A 25,702-nucleotide genomic window follows, 5' to 3' on the forward strand; every position below is an offset into this window, starting at 1 on the left:
ACAGGCTGGCTATGTCGTCACAGCACTCTCCGATCATCATCTGGTTTCGCAGGGATTTGCGCCTGTCCGATCATCCGGCGCTGTCCGCTGTTGCTCAAACAGGTCGCCCAGTGGTGCCGGTATATATCCTTGATCCTACGGCCGAGGCCCTGGGGGCTGCCTCCAAATGGCGTTTGGATCTGGGGCTGGATGCCTTTTCCCAAAGCTTAGAACAGATTGGCAGCCGTCTGATCCTTCGGCGCGGCGATGCGTTGGCGCAGTTGCGCGCGTTGATTGCTGAGACAGGGGCGACCGAGATTTACTGGACGCGCGCCTACGATCCCGAGTCGATCGCACGTGATACCAATATAAAGGCCAAGCTCACCGAGGATGGCGTATATGCGAAATCCTTCTCAGGTCATCTCTTGTTCGAACCCTGGACCGTCGCCACCAAAACCGGCCAGCCGTTTCGCGTGTTCACTCCGATGTGGCGTGCGGTGCAAGGGAGAGACGTGCCAGAGCCTGATGCGGCCGTCACACGCCTGATCGCCCCGTCGCACTGGCCCCAGAGCGACACTTTGAATGACTGGAAACTGGCGGGGTCCATGAACCGAGGTGCGCAGATCGTGCGCCCCTATGTCCAGCCAGGCGAAACCGCCGCATTTGATCATCTGGACGGGTTTCTTGATCGTGTCGCGCGCTATTCTGTCGACCGGGATCGGCTAGATATCGACGGGACCTCAAACCTGTCAGAGTATCTGTCGCTGGGTGAGATCGGGCCACGAAGCGCATGGCACAGGGTTCAGCGCGCGGCTATGTTGGGGGTTTGGGGTACTGGTAGCTTTTTGAGACAACTGGTGTGGCGCGAGTTCGCCTATCACCTGATGTATCACACGCCGCATCTGCTCAGCGGAAACTGGCGGCCTGAATGGGATGCATTTCCGTGGAACACGGACGCGGATCGTCCTGAAGTGACAGCGTGGAAGCAGGCAAAAACCGGTATTCCAGTAGTCGATGCGGGCCTGCGAGAGATGTATGTGACAGGCCGAATGCACAACCGCGCCCGGATGATTGTCGCAAGCTATCTGACCAAGCATTTGATGACTCATTGGAAGATTGGCATGCGCTGGTTTCAGGATTGCCTGATCGATTGGGACCCGGCCTGCAATGCGATGGGGTGGCAATGGGTGGCCGGATCGGGTCCCGATGCCGCGCCGTTCTTCCGTATCTTCAATCCGCTGACCCAGCAGGAAAAGTTTGATCCACAAGGCAAATATCTGGATCGCTGGATCGCCGAAGACCGTTCGAACCCAACGCCCACGGCCCTGTCATATTTCGAAGCGATCCCCCGAAGCTGGGGGCGGAACGCCGGGCAATCCTATCCGCCGCCTGTTGTTGAAATGGCCGAAGGCCGCGCCCGCGCACTGTCTGCGTATGACAGCCGAAAAAACCAGTAAGGAACTGAAAACTTGCAAGAAACAAAAACCCGTCCTAGCCTGCATCAAACACCGCAGAGGGGAGAGCGGATGACCCTGACATCGACCGAGGGGCAGAAAAACCTGCCCAGATATTTTGCCCAAGTCTTCAAAATGCTCGGCAAGATGGAGTCTGGGCGATTGGACATCACACTGCCTGATGGGCGTGTGTTTCGAACCGAAGGCGCAAAACCGGGCCCTATTGCCGCTGTCGAGATTCATGACCTGGATGTGTTTGCTCGTTTGATCCGCGAAGGTGAGCTTGGATTTTCGGACGCCTATCTGGAAGGGCATTGGAGCACGCCGGACCTGCGATCTTTCATGGATCTGGTGCATCTGGGCTCGGAAACGGTCTATGATGGGTTTACCGGGAAGTTCCTTGTTCAGGCTTATGAACGTCTGCGGTTCTGGTTGCACCGGAACAACCGGGCTCAGGCCAAGAAGAACATCTCGTATCACTACGATCTGGGGAATGAATTCTATGGGCTGTGGCTTGATGATACGATGACCTATTCCAGCGCCTTGTTCGAAACCGGGCAAGAGAGTTTGGAAAAGGCGCAGACCGCCAAATACGCCAGCCTGATTGACGAAATGGGCGTGAAGCCCGGTGATCATGTGCTTGAGATCGGCTGCGGGTGGGGCGGCTTTGCCGAATACGCCGCGAAAGAGCGTGGCCTTAGGGTCACGGGCCTGACCATTAGCCAAGAACAGTTGAAGTTTGCGCAGCAACGCATGGAAAACGCTGGGCTTTCCGATATGGTTGATCTGAAGTTGCAGGATTACCGAGACGAAACCGGGCAATATGACGGCATCGCCTCGATCGAGATGTTCGAGGCCGTTGGGCAGAAATACTGGCCCGTCTATTTCGATACGGTGCGCGAGCGGTTGAAACCGGGGGCGCAGGCGACGCTGCAGATCATAACCGTTGGCGATCATCGCTGGGATTACTATAAGAATGGCGTTGATTTCATTCAGAAATATATCTTTCCGGGCGGTATGTTGCCGTCACCGACAGTTTTGCGTCAGCAAATCGATCTGGCGGGGCTGAACCTGGTACGTTCAAAAGAGTTCGGCAAGAGTTATGACCTGACTTTGCGCCGCTGGTACGAGACCTTCAACGCCAAATGGGATCAGATCTCGGACATGGGGTTTGATGAGCGTTTCCGCCGCATGTGGAATTATTATTTGACCGCATGCGGTGCCGCCTTTGACACGGGCAATTGCGATGTGACACAGATCACCATAGCAAAGCCAAGTTAAGGAACGGAATACGCAATGCCCACAGCCGCACGTCTTGTTGCCGCCCTTTGCCTGGTGGTGGTGGCCTTTCTGGTGTCGACCATGATCATCGAGAATGGGGACGAGGGCAAAGACTATGGCTATTTCACCCTTGTGAACATCGCGCTGGCCGTTGCCTGTGGCTGGAAGATCATGGGTAAACGCGCCGGGCGTGGATGGACAGCGGGGATCAACAATGGTCTGACCGGAGTGGCCTCGCTGGTGTTTTGGGCGCTGTTCGTGCAGGGCTGTTACGAGATGTTCCGCCTGGCCATGCGCAACCGCTATGATGGCCCGTTCGAGGCTGTGAAGGCGATCTTTGTGATCGGAGTGGATTATGGAAAGCTTCTATTGGTCCCTGAAATTCTGATCACATTGGTTGTTGGATCCGTCGTGGCAGGGCTTGCAACCGAATTCGCCAGTCGTCGCTGGCGTTGACCCTTCACTCCAAGTAGAAAGCTTCTCCGTGTCAGATTTGTTCTTTTACGGCACTCTTCGCTATGTCCCGCTGCTGGAGCGTGTCCTGGGCCAATCCGCAGAGGATTTGAGCATCACACCGGCGACCCTTGCAGATCACGCGGTTCACGCGGTTCAGGGGCAGGACTTCCCGATGATCCAACCCGTGCCCGGCGCACAGGCCAATGGTTTGCTGTTGCGCGGCCTAAGCGAGGTCGATCTGGCGCGGCTTGCGTTCTACGAAGGCGGTTTCGACTATGATCTGCAAACGCTGAGCATTGATTTGTCAGATGGCGCTCAGACTGAGGCTCAGGTGTATTTTCCAGCCCCCGGTGCTTGGGTTCCCGCAGGTCTGTGGTCATTGGATGCATGGGCCGAAAAACTGGGGCCCGTCACAGCCCTCGCCGCCGAAGAGGAGATGGCGTATTTCGGCAGGGTCGACGCAAGGCAGATGACCCGCAGCATGCCCGCCATCCAGACCCGTGCCTGGGCCAAGCTGTTCGCCCGACAGCGGCGCACTGGTGATCCGCGTGACATCACACAGGACGTGATCGTCCACAGCCACCGCCGCGCCTATGTCGACTATTTCGGGATGGAGGAAATCCAGCTTCAACATCGCCAGCATGACGGTTCGATGGGGCCGGTTCTGAACCACAACAGCCTGTTGCAGGGCAGTGCTGTGGTCGTTTTGCCGTATGACCCTGTGCGCGATGTCGTTCTGCTGGTCGAACAGTTTCGGACACCGATTTTCCTGATCGAAGACCCAGAACCCTGGATGTGGGAACCTGTCGCGGGCATGATCGATCCGGGTGAAACCCCGGAACAAGCCGCGCATCGCGAAGCATCGGAGGAGGCCGGGGTCACCTTTGATACGCTTGAATTTGCCGGCGGGGCCTATTCATCCAGCGGATCCTCGACCGAGTACCTGTATCTCTATGTTGGACTAGGGGAGCTGACCCAAACCACGGATACAGGCGGTTTGGCCAGCGAAGGTGAAGATATCCGCACCCGGATCGTGCCTTATTCCGAATTCATCGACCTTGTAGACAGCCACGCCTTCAAGGATTTGCCGCTTCTTTCCTTAGCCCATTGGCTGGCCCGCCACCGGGACCGGCTGCGCGAGTGACTATCGCGCTTGTGGTTGCGGCAGCGCGGCTGTAAATCTTGCCTGATACCAAATGACATGAGGGCGCCATGCGCATTGCACGAGACCTTGCCGACGCAGTCGGGAAAACACCGCTGATCCGGCTGAAACGCATCAGTGAAGAGACCGGATGCGAGATCCTCGGCAAGGCCGAATTTATGAACCCAGGTCAGTCCGTCAAAGACCGCGCAGCGCTCTATATCATTCGCGATGCGGTTGCCCGAGGTGAGCTAAAGCCCGGTGGCACGATTGTTGAAGGTACCGCGGGCAATACCGGGATTGGTCTTGCGCTGGTTGGTGCGTCCATGGGGTTCAAAACCGTGATCGTGATCCCGGAAACCCAATCGGAAGAAAAGAAGGACATGCTACGCCTTGCTGGTGCGCAACTGGTACAAGTGCCCGCCGCGCCGTATCGCAATCCCAACAACTTTGTCCACTACTCGCGCCGTCTGGCCGAGGAGCTGGCCAAGACCGAACCCAATGGCGCGATCTGGGCCAATCAGTTCGACAACGTCGCCAACCGTCAGTCGCATGTGGAAACCACCGGGCCTGAGATTTGGGAACAGACCGACGGCAAGGTGGACGGTTTTGTCTGCGCGGTCGGATCGGGCGGCACTCTGGCGGGTGTGGCCGAGGCGCTGCAACCCAAAGGCGTGAAAATTGGTCTGGTCGATCCAATGGGCGCGGGGCTGTACTCCTACTACACCACCGGTGAGATCGCGACCGAAGGCAGTTCAATTGCCGAAGGGATCGGTCAGGTGCGCATTACCAAGAACCTCGAAGGGTTCACGCCCGATTTCTCATATCAAATGTCCGATAACGAAGCGCTGCCCTATATCTTCAATCTGCTGCGCGAAGAAGGTCTGGTTATGGGCGGGTCAACCGCGATCAACATGGCGGGAGCCGTGCGTCTGGCCAAGGATCTGGGCCCCGGCCATACCATCGTAACCATCCTTTGTGACTACGGCACGCGTTATCAATCGAAACTGTTCAACCCGGAGTTCCTGAGGGAGAAAGAGCTGCCGGTGCCTGATTGGATGACGGAAGTGCCCCGCAAAATCCCCGGTGTGTTCGAGGATATCTGATGCTGCAACAGGTCCGCCTGTTTCTGGTTCTGATGATGTTCGGCCTGTTCGGGTTGGTTGGCGCAGCCAGCGCGCAACTGACCGACAGGCAGAGTGAGTATTATCAGGGCTGGATCAAGACAGCGGACCGGGCCGAGGCGGTGATTGATGCAAACCGTGCATCGAACGCCGCAATGGAAAATCTGCGTTCCGAGATCAATGGGTATCGTGAGGATTTTAACACGGCACGTGGCGCCAACACAGAGCGGATACAGACCCTTGAAAGCCAGCTAAAGGCCCTTGGGCCCAAGCCCGAAGGCGATACCTCGGAACCCGAAGACATCGCCGCGTTGCGCGAACATCTTGAAAATCAGCTCAATAGCTTAAGGGTTCCGCGGATCATATCCGAAGAAGCATTCAGCCGTGCCAACGGGTTGATCAGCGAAATCGATCAGATCCTTCGAGAGCGTCAGAAAAAGCAACTGCTTGAAAAAGGGCCGTCACCGATCAATCCCGTCTATTGGGGGCCGGCTTGGGCGGACGTGAAAGACGCTTTCCGCAGCCTCATCAATGAAACGGTCGAGAATATGCGGACAGATGTTGTTCGCGAACAGGTTACCAATCGTGGTTTAGGCATTTTCATATTGCTGATACTGTCGGCTGTTTTGCTGATTTTTGGCAAATACTGGTCAGAAAAAGGTGGTGACTATCTGCGCAATCTCGGCGGTCGCGGTGCGGGTGCGTGGACCTTTGTGATTTCTCTGCTGCGGATCGTTTTGCCCTGGATCGGGGTTGTTGCCGCCGTGACAGCAATCGACATGACAGATGTTCTCGGTCTGCGTGGCACTTTGCTGTTGGATGAGATTCCCTACTGGGCTGCGATCATTCTGTTTTATGACTGGATTGGCCGCCAGATCTACGTGATGAGCGCGGCGAATGAGTTCAAACGCATTTCCCCCGCCAGAATCACCGAACTGCGCATATATATCGATCTTCTTGCGATCATGCTGATCCTGCACGAGCTGGCGTTGCTATTCGAGCAGATTGAAAACATCTCTGATGCAACCCGTGCTGTCGTCAGTTTTCCGATCATCGTAGTCACTGCGCTTTTGCTGCTGCGTCTTCGGCAAATTCGAACCAATGACATACGGTCTGAAGGTTCCGATCAAGCGACCACGGTACGCAGCGCCGGTTTCACCCAAGTGATCGAGTTTTTGCGCCGCGCAGTTTTCTTGCTGGGTATCACAACGCCTTTCCTGGCGATTTTTGGCTATATCAACGCGGCCGAGGCCATTGTCTTCCCCGCTGTTAAGACACTTATTCTGATCGCTGCGCTGGTCATCATCCAACGTTTTATCAGCCAGGTTTATGGCTGGATTACAGGGCAGGGTGATGCTGCACGGGATTCTTTGTTCGCAGTTTTGGTCGGGTTTGCCCTGTCGATACTGGCGTTGCCGATTTTGGCGATTTACTGGGGCGCGCGTGAGACAGATTTGTTGGAAGCCTGGTCGCGGCTCTTGGAAGGATTTAACATTGGCGGGATAACAATTTCGCCCAGTAACTTCCTGACCTTTGTCGCGGTGTTTCTGATTGGGTACGGGCTGACGCGTCTGTTGCAAAGCGGGCTGCGAAACTCTTTGCTACCCAAAACCAGTATCGACCCGGGTGGGCAAAATGCAATTGTGGCCGGGTCCGGCTATGTGGGAATTTTCCTGGCGGCTTTGGCGGCGATCATGGTTGCTGGCTTTGATCTGTCTTCTCTTGCGATTGTAGCCGGTGCCTTGTCTGTGGGCATTGGTTTCGGCTTGCAGACGATCGTATCGAACTTCGTTTCGGGCATCATCCTGTTGGTTGAGCGACCGATATCCAAAGGCGACTGGATCGATGTAAACGGAATGATGGGCTATGTACGCGATATCTCGGTGCGGTCGACGCGGATTGAGACTTTTGACCGCACAGATGTGATCGTCCCCAACTCGGATTTGATTTCCGGCGTGGTCACCAACTATACCCGTGGCAATACCATCGGGCGCGTGATCGTGCCCGTGGGCGTCGCCTATGGCACCGATACACAGCAGGTTGAAACGATCCTGGGTGAGATTGCCAATGCACATCCCATGGTTCTGGCGAACCCAGCGCCCAGCGTGGTGTTCCAGGGGTTCGGCGCGGATTCGCTGGATTTTGAAATCCGGGCGATCCTTCGGGATGTGAACTGGGTGCTGTCGGTAAAGTCCGACATGAATCACGAAATCAACCGACGCTTCAACGAAGCGGGTATCGAGATTCCGTTCGCTCAGCGTGACCTCTGGCTGAGAAATCCCGAGGCGCTGCAGGCGCAATCGCCTGCCGCCAAGCCCGAAGTGGAACCAAGACAGGCACCTTCGAAACCTGCCGATTTGACCCAGGCGGACCTGTCTGACGGTGACGGGGATGAGCTGTAGCCCGATTTCCAAGTCGACCGCGAAAGGTTGAGTTTTCGCGCTATTCGCCCCTTGCAAATCCCCCGGCGATGGTTCAATTATCCCGCTCACGGAGAGGTGGCCGAGTGGTCGAAGGCGCACGCCTGGAAAGTGTGTAGGCGGGAAACCGTCTCCAGGGTTCGAATCCCTGTCTCTCCGCCATCACCCCTTACTGACAGGACACTTCGCTTAGCCGATATGTGGGTTTGGACTTGTGTTTCTTGCAGCAGCTCATTGCTGGCATGGTTGTTGATAAGAAACTAAGCTAACTATCTAAGGAACAATCGGTACTTGGTCCGGAGGTAGCCTATGAAATCTGACAACCCCAAACACGCAGCACCTATTGATGCCGCGGCGCGTCAGGCCATTCAGCCCGTCATTTGCTACCCTCCTGACAGCCTGGCGCAACCCAATCTGAGTGGGTTGGAAACGTTGCGAAAAACAGCACGTAAATCGGCAGAAGTGACGGCTGCGCCGCGCGATGCTGCCTGTATCGACGTGCCCGCCGGTGCCTTCTTTCGCATCGCCTCGGTCGAAGGGTCGCAGGTCGGGGATTTGAACCTGTGGAACACGCATGACCTGTCGGAGCGGTTCTATTCCGGCAAAACCCGCGCGTTGCATGGCACGCATTTGTCGACGGGTGACCGGATGTGGTCCAGCTTTCCTTTCCTGCGCCCGATGGCCACTATAGTTGACGATACGCTGGATTGGTACGGGTTTGATGCCTTCGGTGGCTCGGTCCATGACGTGATCGGCACGCGGTGCGATCCGTATACTGGTCGGCTGCTGTCTGGTCAGGACTACCATTATTGCTGCCATTCGAACCTGACACGCGCACTGGCCCAGCATCGTGATATACCCTTGCACGAGGCCGAGCCGCTTGTGCATGACGTGCTGAATGTTTTCATGTGCACCGGCTTCACACATGAGACCGGGCAGTATTTCATGAAGGCCAGTCCGGTGCGCCCTGGCGATTATCTAGAGTTTTATGCCGAAATAGACCTGACCGTTGGTTTGTCAGCCTGTCCGGGCGGGGATTGTTCGTCCGAGCATTCATCGGATACCGCAGCATGCTATCCCTTGTTGATCGAGGTCTACGATCCGGGCGATGAAGCGCGATCAGCACATGTGCAACCGGCTGTGTCCGCGTATGATCAAACACACGGAACCTAGTAAGCGATGACTCACAATTCGATGTCACGTTTTTTAGCAGATACACAGGTTGCAGGCGCTTTGACTCGTTAAACGTTAACAAAACCGTAAATTTGATGTAGTCTCATGGTGTTATTCAAAGGTAGCACCCGGGTATTCGTGTGGCACAGACGCTTTATGAGAAATACGGTGGTTTCAAAACAATCAGCCGGGTGGTGATGTCATTTTATGAAATGGCGTTAGAGTCCGACCAGATCGGTGACTATTTCGAAGATATCGATATGCCTCGATTGATTGATCATCAGACCAAGTTTGTATCCTCTTTGATCGGTGGCCCGGCTTCATTCAGCGATGACAGGATCAAGGCGGTTCACAGCCATCTCAATATTACGCATGCGGATTTTGACGAAATGGCTGCGCTGTTTGGTGAAGCTTTGGAAATGCATGGTGTATCAGCTCAGGATATCCAAACTGCCCTTGGAGCGATTGAAAACAAACGTTCGATCATAGTGGTTCGGCACGCTGCATGAGCATTCATGCCATCAATGAACAACTACTGCGCGCGATCGGGGTTGGCGTGGCGATCGTTCGGGCGTCGGACCTGAAGTTCGTCTTTCACAACGGTCCTTTCTCGGAATGGTTCGGCACTCCCGAAAAGAAACAGACGCTCTTGGACCTTATCCCCGACCTTGATCTGCGTGAACTGGATGACGTGAAACAGTCCGGACTACGCTACTCTGTTGAGTTACAGATCAAACCTAAGCGCCGGACGCTGGTCTTTGCGGTTACCGTTTCGTTGACCAATGAACTGTCAGACCAACTGCTGATTGTTGAATGCCAGAACATCACACGCATTCGTGAGCTTGAAAGCATGATCGATAGCTACTCGACCATGGTAGAGCGCAATACCCGTGAGCTGGAGCGGGAAAAAGAGAGGGTCGAGCGTCTGCTGCTGAACGTCATGCCGCGCGCGGTCTATGAAGAGTTCAAAACCTTTGGCGTTGTGACGCCTCAGTTGTACAAAGAGGTCTCAGTGGTGATGCTGGATTTTGTCGGCTTCACCGATTTCGCCGCCAAAACCGATCCAACAGTCACACTCAGCGAATTAAACGATATCTTCACGGCCTTTGATCGGATCGTCGAACAGTTCGGTTGCGAGCGGATCAAGACGATTGGCGATGCTTATCTGGCTGTTTCCGGTATGCCGGATGCTACGCCTGATCACGCAACCTATGTAGCTCATTGTGCAGTGCGCTTTCTGCGATATCTTGAGCGTCGAAACGAAAGCCACCCGCATAAATGGCAGGCCCGGATTGGTCTAGGCATGGGCGCGGCTGTCGGGTCGGTCGTGGGTATTCAGAAATATGTTTATGATGTGTTCGGGCCTGCGGTGAACACAGCTGCGCGTCTACAGGTCTTTGCAAACCCGATGCATATTGTTGCTCCGGAAGAGATGAAATACGCGTTGATTGACGAGTTCCAAGTGTCGGATATCGGGCGCGTTGCGATCAAGGGAATGGGTGACATGGACTTGATCAATGTCACGTCAGGGCTAAGTGTTCCTCAGGGCAGTGGTCGCATCTGAACCAATCAATCGTCCTGTGGGACCAGACCCAAACCTCGCAGATAGATGCCGATGCCGCTTTCCAGCAGATCCTCAGGTGGGAAGGGTGATGTCGCACCCGTGTTGCGGGCATAAAGCTCGACCACGCCGTGGCTCATGGCCCAGATATGTGCACTGAACATCGAGGCAGGAGGGCGTTTTTCCGGCGGAATATGCTGCGACAGGTCAGCGGCTGCCTTTTCCAACACGGATTTGGCGCGGTTCGCTGCCAGTGACAGCTCGGGCGTGCGGTTCACTGAGACACCGCTTTCGAACATCGCAATATAGTGGCCCGGATGTTTTCGGGCAAAAGCCAGATAGGCGCGGCCTGTGGCCTCGAACGCGGCCAAAGCCGAAGGCTGCCCCTGATCATAGGCATATTGCATAAGGTCCGCGAACATCTCGAATCCCTGTTTTGCCGCCTCGGCAATCAGGTCTTCGCGCCCGTGATAGTGGCGATAGACGGCAGCAGGGGTGACACCGGCGGTTTTGGCGGCCTCGGACAGGGTAAAGCCCGTTGGCCCCTTCTCCTCGATCAGGGACAACGCGGCCTCGATCAAGGCTTGCTTCAGGTTTCCGTGGTGGTACCCGCGTTTCGTCATCCCGGCCTCAGAGTTCTTTGTTCAATAGGTTATTGAAACTAAAGAGATAGAGTATCCGCAAGAGTTCGTCCAACGCTTGACGCGCGGGATATCACCTAAGTGGTCCGGCAACCTTAGTTGGTTTCGGCCGAGTTGTCTGGCGTAACCGCTTGTTTCGCCTTTGATTTGGCTGGTTTGCGTGTCAAAGCACCGCGCGGGTCTTTTTTGAACAGCTCATACGCGTTCTTGAAGGGGCGGAAATACAGCGTGATCGCATTGTTCCAGGTCCCGTCTTCACCATTTCCCAAACCGTATTCGACATTTTCATTGGTTTTAGGCGAATACAGCGTCCCGGCGCCCCAATCCCAAAAGGCAAAGATGAAGCCCATATTCTTGTCCCAGTGCTTGCGCGCTTTTGAGTGGTGGATCTGATGCTGGGCGGGGCTGACAAAGACATGTTGAATCCAGTTGGGATATTGAAGCCAGACATGGCTGTGCCGAAGGTTGAACGCGACCACGAAGAACAGAAAGATCACGATGTTCAGACCAAACAGCGTAAAGGCGCGCGCCCCGGTGCCGAAATACTGATCCAACAGCGCGACGACGACGCCAACGGCAAAACCACTCATGGAGGTAGAGATGATCTCTTCTAGCGGGTGCATGCGCGTCGCAGTTAGCGGTGTCATCACTTCGGCAGAGTGATGCACCTTGTGGAATTCCCACAAGAATGGAACCTTATGGAAGATATAGTGCCCAAACCAGAGCGCCCCATCCACGGCCAGCACAGCGACGAGCGTATAGACGGCGGATACGGTCCAGGATGGCTCGGACGGGCCTGGGCCAGCAGGTCCCATGATTTTTTCGACCAGGGCATACCAGACCGAGACCTGAATCAGGACCGAAGCATAGATGGCCGCGATGATGGATTTGTTCACAAAGAACATCACATAATCAGCCTTGGCGGATTTATGCGTCAGGATATCCCAAGGCAGCAACCATTTAATCAAGCCTTTCAGGCTTTTGCGGGATCGATAGAAAACGAAGATCGCAAAGGCCAGGGCAGTTGCCATATGCAGAAACGATAGGCGTTGCGTTGGGTCAAAGAACAATTCGAAAGGATGACGGAAGGCCGCGTAAATCTCATCAACCATGATCAGCTCCTGCCTGGATACTGGTTTTTTTGTGAATTATGAGCTGTGTCGGCGGCAATGACGTGGCCGAATTGAGGCCAGTTTCTGTCATTTTGGTTGGATATTGCTCAGATGCTTAGTTTTCCCATATCTCGGCCCCGCCGCATATCTTTTGGTCCACTTTGCCCAGGGCTTTGCGGTCTTTCTGATCGTAGTCCAGGGCGTGCAGAACTGTTTGGATCGCGGCGATGCGCGCGCGCTTCTTGTCGTCTGAGCGGACAACAGTCCAGGGGCTTTTTTCGGTATGCGAGCGGGTCAGGGTCTCGGAGATCGATTCAGAATACGCCTCCCACTTGTCCAGACCAGCCACGTCAATCGGGCTGAGTTTCCATTGCTTCAACTGATCGGTCTCGCGTGCCAGAAAACGATTAAGCTGTTCGGCCCGGCCGACATTCAGCCAGAACTTGAACAGTCGAATACCATCGTTAACCAGACCGGTTTCCAGGGGAATGACCTGACGGAAAAAGCGTTCCCGTTCTTCTTGCGTGCAGAAGCCAAAGACATTCTCAACCACCCCGCGATTGTACCAGCTGCGGTCAAAAAAAACGATCTCGCCTGCGGCAGGCAGATGAGGGATGTAGCGCTGAAAATACCATTGGCTGCGCTCAGCATCTGAAGGTTTGGACAATGCCACGTTACGTGCGCCCCGAGGGTTCAGATTTTCGCGAAACCGCTTGATTGTGCCGCCTTTGCCTGCCGCATCGCGACCTTCAAAAATGATCGCGACCCGTTCGCCGGTTTCCTTGACCCAGGACTGCATTTTGACCAGTTCGATCTGTAGCGCATCGATCTGAGCCTCATAGTCTTTTGACTTCATCTTTTGCGCATAAGGGTAGGTTGGGTTTAGGATATCGCCTTTTTCGGCGGTCTTGATCAGTGCGCGAACGTCCTTGGGGGCTTTCTTGTGATAATATGCCTCGATAGAGCCTTTTTCGGACCGGGCCATGCCTCACCTCATGATAAAATCCATAACTTACTATGGATTAGCTGATCACTTAACGCAAACCCGCACGTTTTGCGGCGCGATTGATGGACGCGGCGACCGCATCGGCGGCGACGACCTGAGGCATGTGGCCGATCCCCGGCAGTTCGATCAGTTCTGCATCCGGTATCTGGTCAATCAGACGGTGGGAATGCCACTCCAGGCCAACCGTGTCATCCGCCGTTCCATGCACGATCTCGGTCGGAACAGAAATCTCTGAATAGCGCGGCTGCAGCGCGGTCACTTCGTCCAGAAGGTTTGCCCGTTGCTTGGCATTGGCATGCATCGACGCGCGGCGCATCGTCAGTGCTGGCCCGAAATGCGCGGCATACCCCTCTGGCGCGGCCTGAGGGGCAAAAACCCGGTCCATAGCCTGTTCTACATACCAGTTTGGCACAAAGGCCGTGATCAACGGCAGGGCGACGGCATTTCCGGTTGGGGTTGAGGCAAGGCGATTAAAACCATCCAATGGCGTTTCCCAGGGGATCGCCGCAGGAGCGATCAGAACAAGGGCCGAGATGTCGTTGGGCCGTGTTACAGCCCAAGCCAGCGAAACCGATCCACCATAGCTTTGCCCGGCAACGATGGGTTTCTCTGCCCCAAGCTGCGCGGCGGCCTTTTGCAGGATGTCGGCCTGTTCGATGATAGTTTCCCCATCCGGGTTGAAGCTGGCCGTATAGCCCAGACCGGGGCGGTCAAACACGATCACACGATAGTTCTGGGCAAGGATCGGAGCCATTGCAAAAGTCATATCGCGGGTGTTGCCGCTGGAGCCATGGATCAACACCACATCCGGCCCTTCGCCCATGACAACCGCATGCACCGCAATCCCATCGACATCCAGTATCCGACCTTCGGGGGGGAAGGCGGCCTCGGCCCGTGCTTCGATCTGAGCGCTGCGCCAAGTGGTGAAAATGGCGAGGCCCAGCAGGAGTATGACAAATGATATCAGTATCTTAGCGGCCAATTTGGTCCATATCGAACGGTGTTGTCTGGTAGATTTCGTTGATCCAGTTGCCATAAAGCAGATGCGCATGGCTGCGCCACCTGTTCTGAGGCGTCTGTGCAGGATCGTCATCCGGGTAGTAGTTGATCGGCACATTGATTGGCGTGTTATTGGCCACGTCCCGATCATATTCCTGTTTCAGCGTATCGCTGTCATATTCGAAATGGTTAAAGATATAGAGCGCACGGTGCCCCGGATCTTCGACCAGACAAGGGCCAACAGCATCGCTGCCCAACAGGGTGTTCAGACCCGGTGCGGCATTGATCTCGGCCTGCTTCATTTCAGTCCAACGGCTGACAGGAATAACGCAATCATCTGAAAACCCACGCAGAAATGGCGAGGCAGGATTTAAATTCTGGTGCCGAAAACAGCCAAAGGCCTTGGCGTCCAGCATGTGTTTCTTGACACCGTGGAAATGGTTGATCATCGCCATTCCACCCCAGCAGACGCCGAAGGTGGAATGCACGTTGGTTTGCGTCCATTCGAACACTTCGCTGATTTCGTCCCAATAGGTGACGTCAGGGAACTCCAGATGCTCAATCGGGGCACCCGTAATGATCAGGCCGTCGAACTTCTGGTCCTTCACCTCCTGAAACGGCCGGTAGAATTCCGCCATATGCGCGGCAGCCGTGTTCTTGGTGCGGTGTTCCGTCATACGGATCAGCGACAGATCGATCTGTAGCGGTGTCGCCCCGATCAGACGTGCAAACTGATTTTCTGTTTGGATTTTCTTGGGCATCAGATTCAGCAGCCCGATGCGCAGGGGGCGGATGTCTTGTCGCATCGCTTGATCCTCGGCCATGACCATGACGCCTTCCTTTGTCAGGACATCATAGGCGGGCAGGTCTGAGGGTATTTTGATTGGCATCGGTTCAAGCTTTGGTAAGTAAATGGAAACTGCTAGTTAGGCCTTCTTGGCCTTTGCCTCAAGGGCACCTTCGATCAACTCATCGAAATCAGATGTATCGCGCACGCGTTCGATTTCGGCCGCGGTGACGGTGATGCCCCAGTTTTTGGCCATCGCCTCGTATCTGGGCTGACGGTGGGCCAGCGCCTGGGCATAGGTCCAGCGGATGAAGGCATCGGGATCGACCTCACCCTCGGAACAGCCTTGCTGATCCAGATAATCGGACCAGCTGCGCGCCAGAAACTCGGGCTGATAAGACATTGGCTTAGGGGCTTTGTCGAAGCGGCGTATCAGCTTGGCCGTGTGTTCTTCATCGCCCTTGAGCCAGATCATCAGCGTCTGCTTGGACAGCTCGCTCATTACCTGATCCGAAGGGTCATCCGGATCGACCCATTCGCAAATCGACCCGCCGGTGTCACAGATGAAGTGCGGGTAGCTATACAAACGCTGAGCGCGATCAATAAAGTATTCGGTATCCAGCAAGGCGTGGATCTCAGCCAGCCGGAATTGCTCCTGACGGCGACGGTATTCGGGCATCTCAAGCCCGCCCTTGGCCGGGTCACCGGGCTTGCCCAGATAGGCGGCCACGGGGGTCAAATTCTCGAACGAGATATTCGAGCCGATATAGATGGAATCCGATAGAAGCAGGTCGCGCAGAAAGGGCACTTTCATCGCTTCGGCTTTGGCGTTGTCGGTGATGTATTCGCCCATATAACGCGTACCGATCCGGTAATCGATCGAATAGTGAAACCAATCACCTGAATCGCGCAGGATGTTGGACACATAGGTTTTGCCCAAGCCCGACATGCCGAAAAACAGCACTTTCTTGCGCGCAGCTGTGCGCCAGTCTTTTGCCGAGCCGTAGATCATGATCCGCTGTCCCTTTGTTTCGCCTTTGCTAGAACGGGCGAGGGGGCGCGTCAATCACGCTTGCCGGGGCGGTTCAAGATCAGCAGGCCCAGTGCGAGGATCGCAAAGCCGATAAAGGCGTTTGCGCCAAGTGCTTCGTCCCGCAAAAGCGAGCCGAGAACGATGGCGACCGGAGGGATTACAAGGGTTACCAACATCAGATTTCCACTGCCTGCCATGGCAAGTACGCGGTAATAGAGCAAATAAGCCGCCGCCGTTGCGATGATCGCATAGTATCCGATGGCAGCCCATGTCACTGCCGGAAGGGCAAGTATGGGCAGCCCGTCATGAATGATACTGATTGGAAGGGTCAGCAAGGTTGCCCCTGTCAGCATTCCAGCAGCCGCGAGGATAGGAGACAGACCCGACAGGTGTTTACGGCCCCACGCGCTGGCGAATGCGTACGAGACCGTGCCCGCCAGTACGGCGAGTTGGGCAAGGCTTTGCAGATTGAAACCGGTGAAACTCTTTAATCCGATGGCAATTGAGACGCCAAGAAACCCCAATACCACGCCGATCAGCCGGTTGGGTGTAAGCCGTTCGTCTTTGAAGAACAGCGCGGCGACCAATACGCCGAAGACTGCGGTTGCGGCGTTCAATATCGCAGTCAGGCCGGTGTCGATGTAAAGCTGCCCCCAGGCCATCAGTGAAAACGGGATGGCGTTGTTCAAAAGGCCCATGATCAGGAACGCGAGCCAAACCTTTGGACTTTTGGGGATCTCAATGCCTTTGATCCAGACAATCAACCATAGCGCGGCCATGGCCCAGAAGGTCCGGTGCAGAACCGAAGTCATAACCGGGATAGTGTCCAGAGCGATGCGGATCGCCACAAAGGACGCGCCCCAGATCAGACCGAGCAACAGCAGTTCGGCCCAAGCTCGGGGTGAGAGATGTTTTTGAGGTTCCATGGCCTTAACTTGTCATTCAATGACAGTCGCCGCGACCCGGTTCTTGCGAAAAAGAAAGACCCCGCCGGGTGGGCGGGGTCCAATAAGGTTCGTTTGCTGCCTGATCAATTCAGCGCGTAAGTGATCTGGAAGCCTACGCTCCATGCGCTGTTACCGGTGAACGTTCCTCGCGCATTCGGGCCAGCGCCATCAGCTATTGCGTCGCCGATGTCGGTGTAACGAACACCACCGGAAATTTTTGCGTTCTCTAAGGAATAAGTTCCACCCAGACCAACGCTCCAGAATCCGTCGGTCGGGCCGAGGTTCGATACAGGAGTACCTTGGGATGACTCGTAGCCCAGCGTCACAGCACCGGAAAACTCGTTCGTGAATTGATAGCCCAGCCCAAGCGAGTATGTAAAAGTGGCCTCATCGTAGTCAACAAGGTTCGAAGTCGGTGGGTAGTTTGGTGGGTTGTACACAAGCTGTGGCCAGTCAACCCAGCGGATTGAGCCAAACAGAAGCGTCTTTGGTGCTACGCCCGTTTGAAAGTCCAGATTAATCGACTGCGGAGTTTCAACTTCACTCGAAGAGTTTACGGGCAATCCTCCAGTCAATGCACTGGATTCTGTCTGAGAAAGATCGTGTGAAATCTTTGAGTTATAGGTAAGCGAAACTCGTGCAGCGATCTCGGGCTTTTCCCAAGCCACACCAACAACGTATCCGAACGCGATGTCTGCATCGGTTTCCACGTTGTAGCCGGCGGCAAGCGGCACGGTAATCGATGCTGTCACCCGCTGTGCCCGAACACCACCAATTGCGCTGAAGCCTCCGTCGAATTTGTAACGCAGCAAAGCAGTAATCGCATCCGTGTCAGCAGTTGCCTGCAAGACGCGGGGATCTGTCGGGTTAGCCGGGTTGATCGAAAGCGGGTAAGCAGCTGCGTACTGGATATCAGCACCAAATGGCTGATCATACATGATCGCGAAATCCAGTTTTTCCGTAAGGGAGGTCTTGTATCCCAGATGCGGTGTAAAAAAGTCGTTCGCGACTTCACCGGAATCGACGGGTTGACCTATGTTCGGCCCGGCGATAGCCGGCATAGTTCCTGTGACACTGGGGTTCGTATACCCTAGACGGAACTGAACCGCCGAGCCTTCTTCAAAGATAAGATTGATGCCTTGGCCGCTGCGGTCCAGACCGCCTGCATATCCTGCCGATGCCCCTACGCACAGCGCGCATGTGGCGAGTAGTGCCTTTTTCATTGCTGTCCTCCCTTGTTTTCGATGCGAGCCTGATTAAGTGAAACTGAGTGTGTTTGACTCTGACCCGTTGAATAATGCCCGATAGTTTCTTTTCGGTTAGTCTAAGGTCAACGGGTGACGGAGCGTTACTTATTGCAACTAGGTTTATGGACTGTTGCTAAACTGTTACGATTTTCAGACCAAACGTTCAGAAATATGCCCGAAAATATCACCGCGGCGCCCAGCATGGTCCAGTGATCAATTGGCTCATGGTACAACAGCATGCCCACCACCGCAATTGTGGGCAGGCGGGCAAAGTCAAACGGTACGACCACAGTTGCGGGTGCGATGGATAAGGCATTGGTAATGCAGAAATGTGCCAGCAATCCGGCCAATCCGACCAAAACCAGAAATGGTAGGGTTTGCGCGTTTGGCAGGGCGATCTGACCATCCAGACCGGCCGCTGCCGCGCCGAGTGCGGCTTGCATCACCGCCAGCCAGAACATGATGCAACCGATACTGGAAAAGCGCGTCAACTTCTTCGTGGTAATCGTTGTAAATGCGAAGAAAATTGCAGATGTCGCGGCGGTTATCAGCCCTGGGCTCAACGGTGCCGCGCCGGGGCGCGCGACGATCAGGATACCGGCGAAGCCGATGAGGGCGGCCAGCATCTTGAGTGGAGTCAGACGTTCTTTCAACAACAGAGGCGACAGAAGGATTACCCAGATCGGTTGGGTGAATTCCAGCGCAAAGACCTGCGCCAGGGGAATCACTCCGACTGCGTAGAACCACAGATTTTGCCCGGTGAAATGCAGCACATTGCGCACCGCATGAAGGCCCAGTCGCTGGGTTGTGACCTGATGCCATTTGCCGGTTACACTCAGCACCAGGGCGACCACCACGATGCCCACAAAGCTGCGATACATCATGATTTCAAACGTGTCGTGATGCAGGCTCAGCTCTCGCCCCGCTACGGCCATTGACGAGAATGAAAGAATGGCCCCGGTCATCCACAGGGCTGCCTTGCCGATTTGAATTGAGCCCTTATCCACCCGGTGTCCTTCGCAATTTTTGGCTTTGCAACTGGACCTAACCGGATTTTTTCCGCTCTGGCACTCTGAATCTTTCCGTGCAGTAAGAAAGGGCTGGATTAGTTGAGGTCCTTTGCAAAACGCCGGGCGATTTCCAGGTTTCCCTGTGCGTTTACGTGGCAGCAATGATCGATATAGAAATCCTGCTGCAGGATGCCTGAATAATCCTGAAAACAGTCAAGCTCTTGCGCCTTCTCACGGATCAGCGGGTACACTTGTTGGATCTGCGTGGCGTAGGTTTCGTTGTGGCTGAACGGACGGTCGGGCAGGGTATACGGGTTTGGTTGCAAGACACAGGAAAAACGTGCCCCCCGTGAATTGACGATGGCTTCGGTTGCAGCCCAGCTGCTGACGAGGAAATCGGCGACACGCTCGGCATAGGCCGGATCATCACATTGGTTCAGATCGGCAAAGCGCTGGTTGTTATCGCCCGAGCCCAGCTTTTCACTGATCCGGCGGGCCAACCGGTAGGTCGAGGTCGATGATACCAGCCCCCAGATGCCGCTGGACTTCCCACTCAGCTTTTCCTTAATAAACCCTTCGCGCGGATGCCCGTCGGGCGAGTTCAGGCTGAGGCAGTTGTGATAGACGTCATTTACGCCATCAAAAAACACCACGCTGTCGCCGGGTTGGATGCTGTCCAGGGTGTTGAGAAGTCTGTTGAGGCTTTGGCGCGAATTATAGGCTTGTTCCCCGTAGTTGATCGCCGTTTTTCCCGTTAAATTGCTGAAATGAGATGGGATTGTATTCTTGTCGGAAACACTGTGCCCCCACATGGTGGAGCCGCCGAAGAAATGCACCTTGCGGTCTGTTGGCGGATTCGAATTGACGGTGATACGCCGCAGATTTTCATCGATATTCAGTGTCTCGCTTGAGATTTGGGGCGATTGCCATCCCACAAAAGCCTTATAGGGATAGCCCTGAAAGCTCTGAGCGTCGTTTTGGAACTGCCGGGTCTCTTCATCCTGATTGGGATTTTCAGAGGTTTTGGGGGTTTCATTTCCACTGACCATGCCACGGATCGAAAACGCGGCAAACAGGATCACTTCCAGCGCGATCAGAGTGACAATAGTCATGAAAAGAATGAAAAAACTATTTCGGATCAGTGCCATAAACAAACCCTTGGGCGGGACAAACTAACAAACCATCAACTGGCCGGGTCATACACACTTGACAGGCCGCGCATAAGGTGAGTGATCAGGAAATGGATTGCAAGCCAATCCTGAGCGCAAGAAACAGCGCTCAGGAGGGTAGATTGCCCGTACTTGCAAAGGGGTTTTCAGTGAGATTTCCCGTTCGTTGAGTCCGGGATCACTCCCACTCGATCGTTCCAGGCGGTTTCGATGTGATATCATAGGTGCAGCGATTAATACCCTTCACCTCGTTGATGATCCGCGTGGCGGTTTCGCCCAGGAACTCATGGCTGAACGGATAGTAATCCGCTGTCATGCCGTCGACTGAGGTGACCGCGCGCAGCGCGCAGGCGTAGTCATAGGTCCGGCCATCGCCCATGACGCCAACGGTGCGCACGGGAAGAATGGCAACAAAGGCCTGCCAGATATCATCGTAGAGCCCGTGTTTGCGGATCTGGTCGATGTAGATGGCGTCGGCCTCGCGCAGGATCTCCAGCTTTTCGCGAGTGATCTCACCCGGGCAGCGGATCGCCAGGCCGGGGCCGGGAAAGGGGTGGCGGCCAATAAAGCTGGCGGGCAGACCCAGTTCGCGACCCAAGGCGCGGACCTCATCCTTGAACAGCTCACGCAAGGGTTCAACCAGTTTCAGGCCCATCTTTTCAGGAAGACCGCCCACATTATGATGCGATTTGATCGTCACCGACGGGCCGCCTGAGAAGGAAACGGATTCGATCACATCCGGATACAGAGTTCCCTGCGCCAGGAATTCGGCCCCGTCGATGGTATCGGCATGTTTCTGGAACACGTCGATGAACAGCTTTCCGATGATCTTACGCTTGGTTTCCGGATCGGACTGACCGTCCAACTCGCCCAGAAACAGTTCGGATTCGTCGGCGTGGATCAACTGAATATTGTAATTGTCGCGGAACATGCCGACGACTTCTTCGGCCTCGTTCTTGCGCAGCAAACCGTGGTCGACGAACACACAGGTTAGCTGATCGCCGATGGCTTCGTGGATCAGAATCGCCGCGACTGAGCTGTCGACGCCGCCGGACAAGCCGCAGATGACCTTTTTCTCGCCAACCTGTTCACGGATCTTGCGGATCATTTCCTCGCGATAGGCCCCCATGGTCCAGTCGCCCTTGAAGCCGGCCAGTTTTACGAAATTTTCGTAGAGTTTTGCGCCCTTGGGGGTGTGATGCACTTCGGGGTGGAACTGGACCGCATAGAAATGGCGATTGGGATCGCCTGTGATCGCGAAAGGTGCGTTGGGCGATGTGCCATAGACCTCAAACCCCGGGGCGATTTCGCTGACATGGTCGCCGTGGCTCATCCAGACCTGTTCATCCCCGTCGGCAAACCAGCCGTCCAGGATGTCCAGTCGTCCATTGGGGGTGACAAAGGCGCGGCCGAATTCGGCTGTACCGTGGCCGCTTTCGACCTTGCCGCCCAGCTGATGCATCATCACCTGCTGGCCATAGCAGATGCCCAGAATTGGAACGCCATATTCGAAAATCTCTTGCGGGGCACGGGGTGATCCATCGCGCGTCACACTGTCGGGACCACCCGAGAAAATCACGGCGCGCGGGGCCATTTTGCGCACAACGTCCATCGTGACATTCTGATAAGGGTGGATTTCGCAATAGACATTCAGCTCGCGCAGGCGGCGTGCAATCAGCTGCGTCACCTGGCTGCCGAAGTCGATGATGAGAAGGCGGTCATGGGTGTTTTGGGTCATATCCGGCTATTAGGTCGCAAGCCTTGTATGTGCAAGCGCTATGACGCCATTTGATACAAAACCGGAATTTGAGCGGGCAGAGGCGCCCGATAGCGCCCGATCAGCGGCGGAGCGGAGCGTCATCCAGTTGGGACATGGCCTCAATGTCGCTTTTCCCCCCAGAGCGCCGTAATCCATATGCTTGCGGGTGCTCAATCCTGTAACACAACGGTCAATCTAAACACATCAGACGGGATTTTCTCATGGCAGAGGCAAACACCCGGCGCAGGGCGAGAGGTGGCGGTGGCGCTGCCCGCCGGGCCGAGCGTACCGCAGTTCGTATCGAAACCGCGAAGTATATCGAACGCAACATTCCGAATTTCGAGATCCTCAACGAAGAAGCGTTGGAGATCATCGAACACAACGCGGAAACCGTGCTGGAAGAGATTGGCGTTAACTTCGTGGACAATCCGGCCGCGCTGGAACGCTGGCGCGATGTAGGTGCGGATATCGATGGCGAACGTGTGCGCATCCCGCGCGGGTTGGCGCGGGAGCTGATCAAAACTGCCCCCAGCGAGTTCACCCAACACGCCCGCAACCCCGAGAAATCGGTGGCGATTGGTGGACGCAATCTGGTTCTGGCGCCGGTCTATGGCCCGCCATTTGTGCGCGATGCCCAAGGTGGCCGCCGCTATGCGACCATGGATGACTTCAACAAGTTCGTGAAGCTGGCCTATATGTCCAAGTGGCTGCACCATTCGGGGGGCACGGTGTGCGAGCCTACTGATATTCCGGTGAACAAGCGGCATCTGGATATGCTCAAGGCGCATATGACCTTGTCGGACAAGCCGTTCATGGGCTCGGTCACCGATCCCAGCCGGGCGCAGGATTCGGTTGAGATGTGCGAGATTCTGTTCGGCAAAGAGTTCGTTCAGAACAACACGGTCATGACCTCGCTGACCAACATCAACTCACCGATGACATTCGATGACGTGATGATGGGCGCGCTGGAGGTGTATGCCAAGAACAACCAGGCTTGCATCATTTCGCCGTTCATCGTGGGTGGCGCTATGGCGCCTGTTTCGGTTGCGGGTACGTTGACGCAGGTTCTGGCAGAAGTGCTGGCGGGCATCTCTTACAGCCAAATCATTCGACCCGGCGCACCAGCAATTTTCGGGGCCTTTGTGACCTCGATCGACATGAACTCGGGCGCGCCGACATTCGGCACCCCAGAAGCCGCGCATATCACCTACGGCGCAGGGCAGTTGGCTCGCCGTCTGAACCTGCCGTACCGCTCTGCCGGATCGTTCTGCGGTTCGAAACTACCGGATGCGCAGGCGGCCTATGAAACGGCGAACTCGCTGAATATGGGTTTGATGGCGGGTGTGAACTTTATGCTTCATGCGTGTGGATGGCTTGAAGGCGGTCTGGTGGCCGACTTTGAAAAGTTTGTCATGGATGCCGACCAGTTGGGTGTTTTGCATGGGCTGGCCAAAGGCGTGGCCTATGATGAAAATGCCCAAGCCATGGATGCGATCCGCGAGGTTGGTCCGGGCGGGCACTATCTGGGTTGCGCGCATACGCAGGCCAATTTCAAGGAAGCCTTCTGGAAAACCGAAATGCTGGATTACAAGCCGTTCGAGACTTGGCAGGACGAAGGGTCGCGCGATACGCGGCAGCTGGCGTCGAGCCGGGTCGAACATCTGCTGGCCAATTACCAGCAACCACAGATGGACCCGGACACAGCCGCAGCGCTTGAGGCTTACATCGCTGAGAAGAAAGCCTCGATGCCGGATGCATTTACCTGATCAGTTCAGGGTCGTGGCGCGGCTGCCCTGATACAGCTGCGCCTCACCCAACAGCGCGATCAGAAGATCCAGATGCCGCACTAATGAGTAGGCGGCATCTTCTTCTTTTCGTTGCGCGTTCATCTCTCGTTCAAGATCAATTAGCCGCATAAGGGCCGCGCCCGTACTGGGCAGCGATCCATAGCCCAAAATGCGCTGCAGATGTCTGTCCCGATTGTAATCCTGTACCCCGAGTTTTGCCGCCCGTGTCAGCAGTCGTGGGCGGCGGAGGGTCGTGATCATGGTCATCAGGTCCTGCATCTTCCGTGTTCCTTTACGCGGTTTTGATTTGGCCTGTTTGTCACACAACCTAAGCGGGTGTTGCTTGTGTCGGGCTCCCTCTGAACGATGGTTTCACGACTGTTTATCTTTTTGAATCAAATCTGGTTAGCGACCGTTGGGGTTAACGAACGAGTAACGAAAGCACCTCTAGTTAGATTTGGTTAACTCAAATTCCGCGGGCGAAAAGTGGCAGTCTGTTTTGTCGACGAGGGCAAATGAATATGGAAAATTACATGGCTTTCACCATTCCGGCTTGGGTGCCCGAAGGGGCGCAGAGATACCTTGCTCATACCGAGACCGGTCGATCGATACGAGATATCGCACGATCCGAGGGATGCCATGCATCAACTATTCTGCGACAAATCCGACGCATTGAAATGCGCCGGGATGACCCGCTTGTGGATGCCGCGCTGCAATCGCTGGCCGAAACGCATTTCTCAATCTCGGATGACCACCGGGCCGGTCAGGGGTCTGATGACGCAGAGAATTTTGATCAGGAAGCGATGCGGATCCTGCGTCGCCTGTGTGAAACCGGATCGGTTCTTGCTGTGGCCGAGGATATGGATAAGGCGGTTGTGGTTCGGGATACGGGCGATGCTGCGGCAACCCGAACGGCAGTTGTTGATTGCAAGATTGCACAGGCGCTTGCGTTGCAGGATTGGATCAGCTGCGACAATCCCGGTCGCATCTCGCGTTACCGGATCTCGGCATCAGGGCGCGCGGCGCTGAACCGTCTGGTGGCCGAGGCGGAAAACAAGGCCCGCGCCAAGAATGAATTTGGAATGGCCGAGGCTCAGATGCCGTTTCAGGCGAAAGCCGCAACAACGCAGACTAATCGGGCGCGGCGGATTCGCTATTGTGCGGCAGAAAGCCCGCTGGTCGCGCTGGCGCGTCGCCGGGATCGCGATGGCAAGCCCTTTCTGGACGAGAGCCTTGTCAGCGCCGGAGAACGCCTGCGCGAGGATTTCGAACTGGCGCAGATTGGACCTCAGGTCGCGCAGAACTGGGATCGGTTCCTGACGGGTGGTGGCCGGGGCAGTTTTGACAGTGAATCGCATGGCGGGCGCGGGTCTTCGGATGCGCGGGACCGGGTTGCGCGGGCGTTGTCGGATCTGGGGCCGGGGTTGAGCGACGTGGCGCTGCGCTGTTGCTGTTACCTTGAAGGATTGGAAACGGCAGAGAAGCGAATGGGTTGGTCTGCTCGCTCCGGCAAGATCGTTTTGCGCATCGCCTTGCAACGCTTGAAACGCCACTACGAAGATCAGACAGACCGGGATCAGATGATCGGATGATGGTCATATACAGCCCTTGCGAAA

General features: G+C 55.6%; 23 protein-coding genes and 1 tRNA gene. 12 read left to right on the plus strand and 12 right to left on the minus strand.

Annotated features, from left to right (window positions below; genetic code table 11):
- Positions 1–11: 11 nt before the first annotated feature.
- The 10 genes from AC2FGE_RS02960 (at position 12) to AC2FGE_RS03005 (ending at position 10,592) form a co-directional block, all read left to right on the plus strand.
- On the plus strand, positions 12–1,436 hold the full coding sequence (locus AC2FGE_RS02960; RefSeq protein ID WP_496817676.1) for a cryptochrome/photolyase family protein: 1,425 nt from the start codon (positions 12–14) through the stop codon (positions 1,434–1,436).
- 69 nt (positions 1,437–1,505) lie between these two features.
- Positions 1,506–2,714 (plus strand): class I SAM-dependent methyltransferase, encoded by a 1,209-nt coding sequence (locus AC2FGE_RS02965; protein WP_496817677.1) that lies wholly within the window; start codon positions 1,506–1,508, stop codon positions 2,712–2,714.
- A gap of 15 nt (positions 2,715–2,729) precedes the next feature.
- Positions 2,730–3,170 (plus strand): TrgA family protein, encoded by a 441-nt coding sequence (locus AC2FGE_RS02970; RefSeq protein ID WP_496817678.1) that lies wholly within the window; start codon positions 2,730–2,732, stop codon positions 3,168–3,170.
- Between the two features lie 28 nt (positions 3,171–3,198).
- Positions 3,199–4,314, plus strand: coding sequence for an NUDIX domain-containing protein (locus tag AC2FGE_RS02975; protein ID WP_496817679.1), 1,116 nt, complete (start codon positions 3,199–3,201; stop codon positions 4,312–4,314).
- Between the two features lie 68 nt (positions 4,315–4,382).
- A complete protein-coding gene (locus AC2FGE_RS02980) occupies positions 4,383–5,417 on the plus strand; it encodes a cysteine synthase A (RefSeq protein ID WP_496817680.1) in 1,035 nt (344 codons plus the stop codon).
- Entirely contained in the window at positions 5,417–7,837 is a 2,421-nt protein-coding gene (locus tag AC2FGE_RS02985) for a DUF3772 domain-containing protein (RefSeq protein ID WP_496817681.1), read from the plus strand. Before AC2FGE_RS02980 ends, AC2FGE_RS02985 begins: the two co-directional genes overlap by 1 nt.
- A 90-nt stretch (positions 7,838–7,927) precedes the next feature.
- A tRNA-Ser gene (locus tag AC2FGE_RS02990) sits at positions 7,928–8,017 on the plus strand.
- 147 nt (positions 8,018–8,164) lie between these two features.
- Positions 8,165–9,028, plus strand: coding sequence for an urea carboxylase-associated family protein (locus AC2FGE_RS02995; protein ID WP_496817682.1), 864 nt, complete (start codon positions 8,165–8,167; stop codon positions 9,026–9,028).
- 140 nt (positions 9,029–9,168) lie between these two features.
- Positions 9,169–9,537: a group I truncated hemoglobin gene (locus AC2FGE_RS03000; RefSeq protein WP_480542917.1), complete on the plus strand. Its 369-nt coding sequence runs from the start codon at positions 9,169–9,171 to the stop codon at positions 9,535–9,537.
- Positions 9,534–10,592: an adenylate/guanylate cyclase domain-containing protein gene (locus tag AC2FGE_RS03005; protein ID WP_496817683.1), complete on the plus strand. Its 1,059-nt coding sequence runs from the start codon at positions 9,534–9,536 to the stop codon at positions 10,590–10,592. The genes AC2FGE_RS03000 and AC2FGE_RS03005 overlap by 4 nt, the downstream gene beginning before the upstream one ends.
- A 5-nt stretch (positions 10,593–10,597) precedes the next feature.
- Here AC2FGE_RS03005 and AC2FGE_RS03010 read toward each other — a convergent pair whose 3' ends face one another.
- The 11 genes from AC2FGE_RS03010 to guaA all read right to left on the minus strand — a co-directional run bounded on the left by AC2FGE_RS03010 (position 10,598) and on the right by guaA (position 22,278).
- Positions 10,598–11,212 carry a TetR/AcrR family transcriptional regulator gene (locus tag AC2FGE_RS03010; protein ID WP_496817684.1) on the minus strand — a complete coding sequence of 205 codons (615 nt, stop codon included), beginning with the start codon at positions 11,210–11,212 and terminating at the stop codon, positions 10,598–10,600.
- A gap of 113 nt (positions 11,213–11,325) precedes the next feature.
- On the minus strand, positions 11,326–12,342 hold the full coding sequence (locus AC2FGE_RS03015) for a sterol desaturase family protein (RefSeq protein ID WP_496817685.1): 1,017 nt from the start codon (positions 12,340–12,342) through the stop codon (positions 11,326–11,328).
- A gap of 115 nt (positions 12,343–12,457) precedes the next feature.
- Positions 12,458–13,327 carry a polyphosphate kinase 2 gene (gene ppk2, locus AC2FGE_RS03020; RefSeq protein WP_496817686.1) on the minus strand — a complete coding sequence of 290 codons (870 nt, stop codon included), beginning with the start codon at positions 13,325–13,327 and terminating at the stop codon, positions 12,458–12,460.
- A gap of 49 nt (positions 13,328–13,376) precedes the next feature.
- Complete coding sequence (locus AC2FGE_RS03025; protein ID WP_496817687.1) at positions 13,377–14,330, minus strand: alpha/beta fold hydrolase; 954 nt, start codon at positions 14,328–14,330, stop codon at positions 13,377–13,379.
- Positions 14,320–15,237 carry a homoserine O-acetyltransferase MetA gene (gene metA, locus AC2FGE_RS03030; RefSeq protein ID WP_496817688.1) on the minus strand — a complete coding sequence of 306 codons (918 nt, stop codon included), beginning with the start codon at positions 15,235–15,237 and terminating at the stop codon, positions 14,320–14,322. Before metA ends, AC2FGE_RS03025 begins: the two co-directional genes overlap by 11 nt.
- 36 nt (positions 15,238–15,273) lie before the next feature.
- Complete coding sequence (locus tag AC2FGE_RS03035; protein WP_496817737.1) at positions 15,274–16,146, minus strand: ATPase; 873 nt, start codon at positions 16,144–16,146, stop codon at positions 15,274–15,276.
- A 50-nt stretch (positions 16,147–16,196) separates the two neighbouring features.
- Entirely contained in the window at positions 16,197–17,093 is an 897-nt protein-coding gene (locus AC2FGE_RS03040; protein ID WP_496817689.1) for a DMT family transporter, read from the minus strand.
- A 104-nt stretch (positions 17,094–17,197) separates the two neighbouring features.
- Positions 17,198–18,337 (minus strand): OmpP1/FadL family transporter, encoded by a 1,140-nt coding sequence (locus AC2FGE_RS03045; RefSeq protein ID WP_496817690.1) that lies wholly within the window; start codon positions 18,335–18,337, stop codon positions 17,198–17,200.
- A 125-nt stretch (positions 18,338–18,462) separates the two neighbouring features.
- Entirely contained in the window at positions 18,463–19,368 is a 906-nt protein-coding gene (locus AC2FGE_RS03050; protein ID WP_496817691.1) for a DMT family transporter, read from the minus strand.
- A 98-nt stretch (positions 19,369–19,466) separates the two neighbouring features.
- Positions 19,467–20,483 (minus strand): SGNH/GDSL hydrolase family protein, encoded by a 1,017-nt coding sequence (locus AC2FGE_RS03055; protein ID WP_496817692.1) that lies wholly within the window; start codon positions 20,481–20,483, stop codon positions 19,467–19,469.
- A gap of 235 nt (positions 20,484–20,718) precedes the next feature.
- Positions 20,719–22,278, minus strand: coding sequence for a glutamine-hydrolyzing GMP synthase (gene guaA, locus AC2FGE_RS03060; protein WP_496817693.1), 1,560 nt, complete (start codon positions 22,276–22,278; stop codon positions 20,719–20,721).
- A gap of 242 nt (positions 22,279–22,520) precedes the next feature.
- On the opposite strand from guaA, the gene AC2FGE_RS03065 reads away from it, so the two are divergent.
- Positions 22,521–24,065, plus strand: coding sequence for a trimethylamine methyltransferase family protein (locus AC2FGE_RS03065; RefSeq protein ID WP_496817694.1), 1,545 nt, complete (start codon positions 22,521–22,523; stop codon positions 24,063–24,065).
- On the opposite strand, the gene AC2FGE_RS03070 is transcribed toward AC2FGE_RS03065, so the two are convergent.
- Complete coding sequence (locus AC2FGE_RS03070; protein WP_496817695.1) at positions 24,066–24,365, minus strand: DUF6477 family protein; 300 nt, start codon at positions 24,363–24,365, stop codon at positions 24,066–24,068.
- A gap of 242 nt (positions 24,366–24,607) precedes the next feature.
- Between AC2FGE_RS03070 and AC2FGE_RS03075 the strand changes: the two genes are divergently transcribed.
- Positions 24,608–25,678 carry a DUF6456 domain-containing protein gene (locus AC2FGE_RS03075; protein ID WP_496817738.1) on the plus strand — a complete coding sequence of 357 codons (1,071 nt, stop codon included), beginning with the start codon at positions 24,608–24,610 and terminating at the stop codon, positions 25,676–25,678.
- The last annotated feature ends 24 nt before the right edge of the window (positions 25,679–25,702 follow it).

It is taken from the genome of Ruegeria sp. YTSA075 (genome assembly GCF_059610245.1).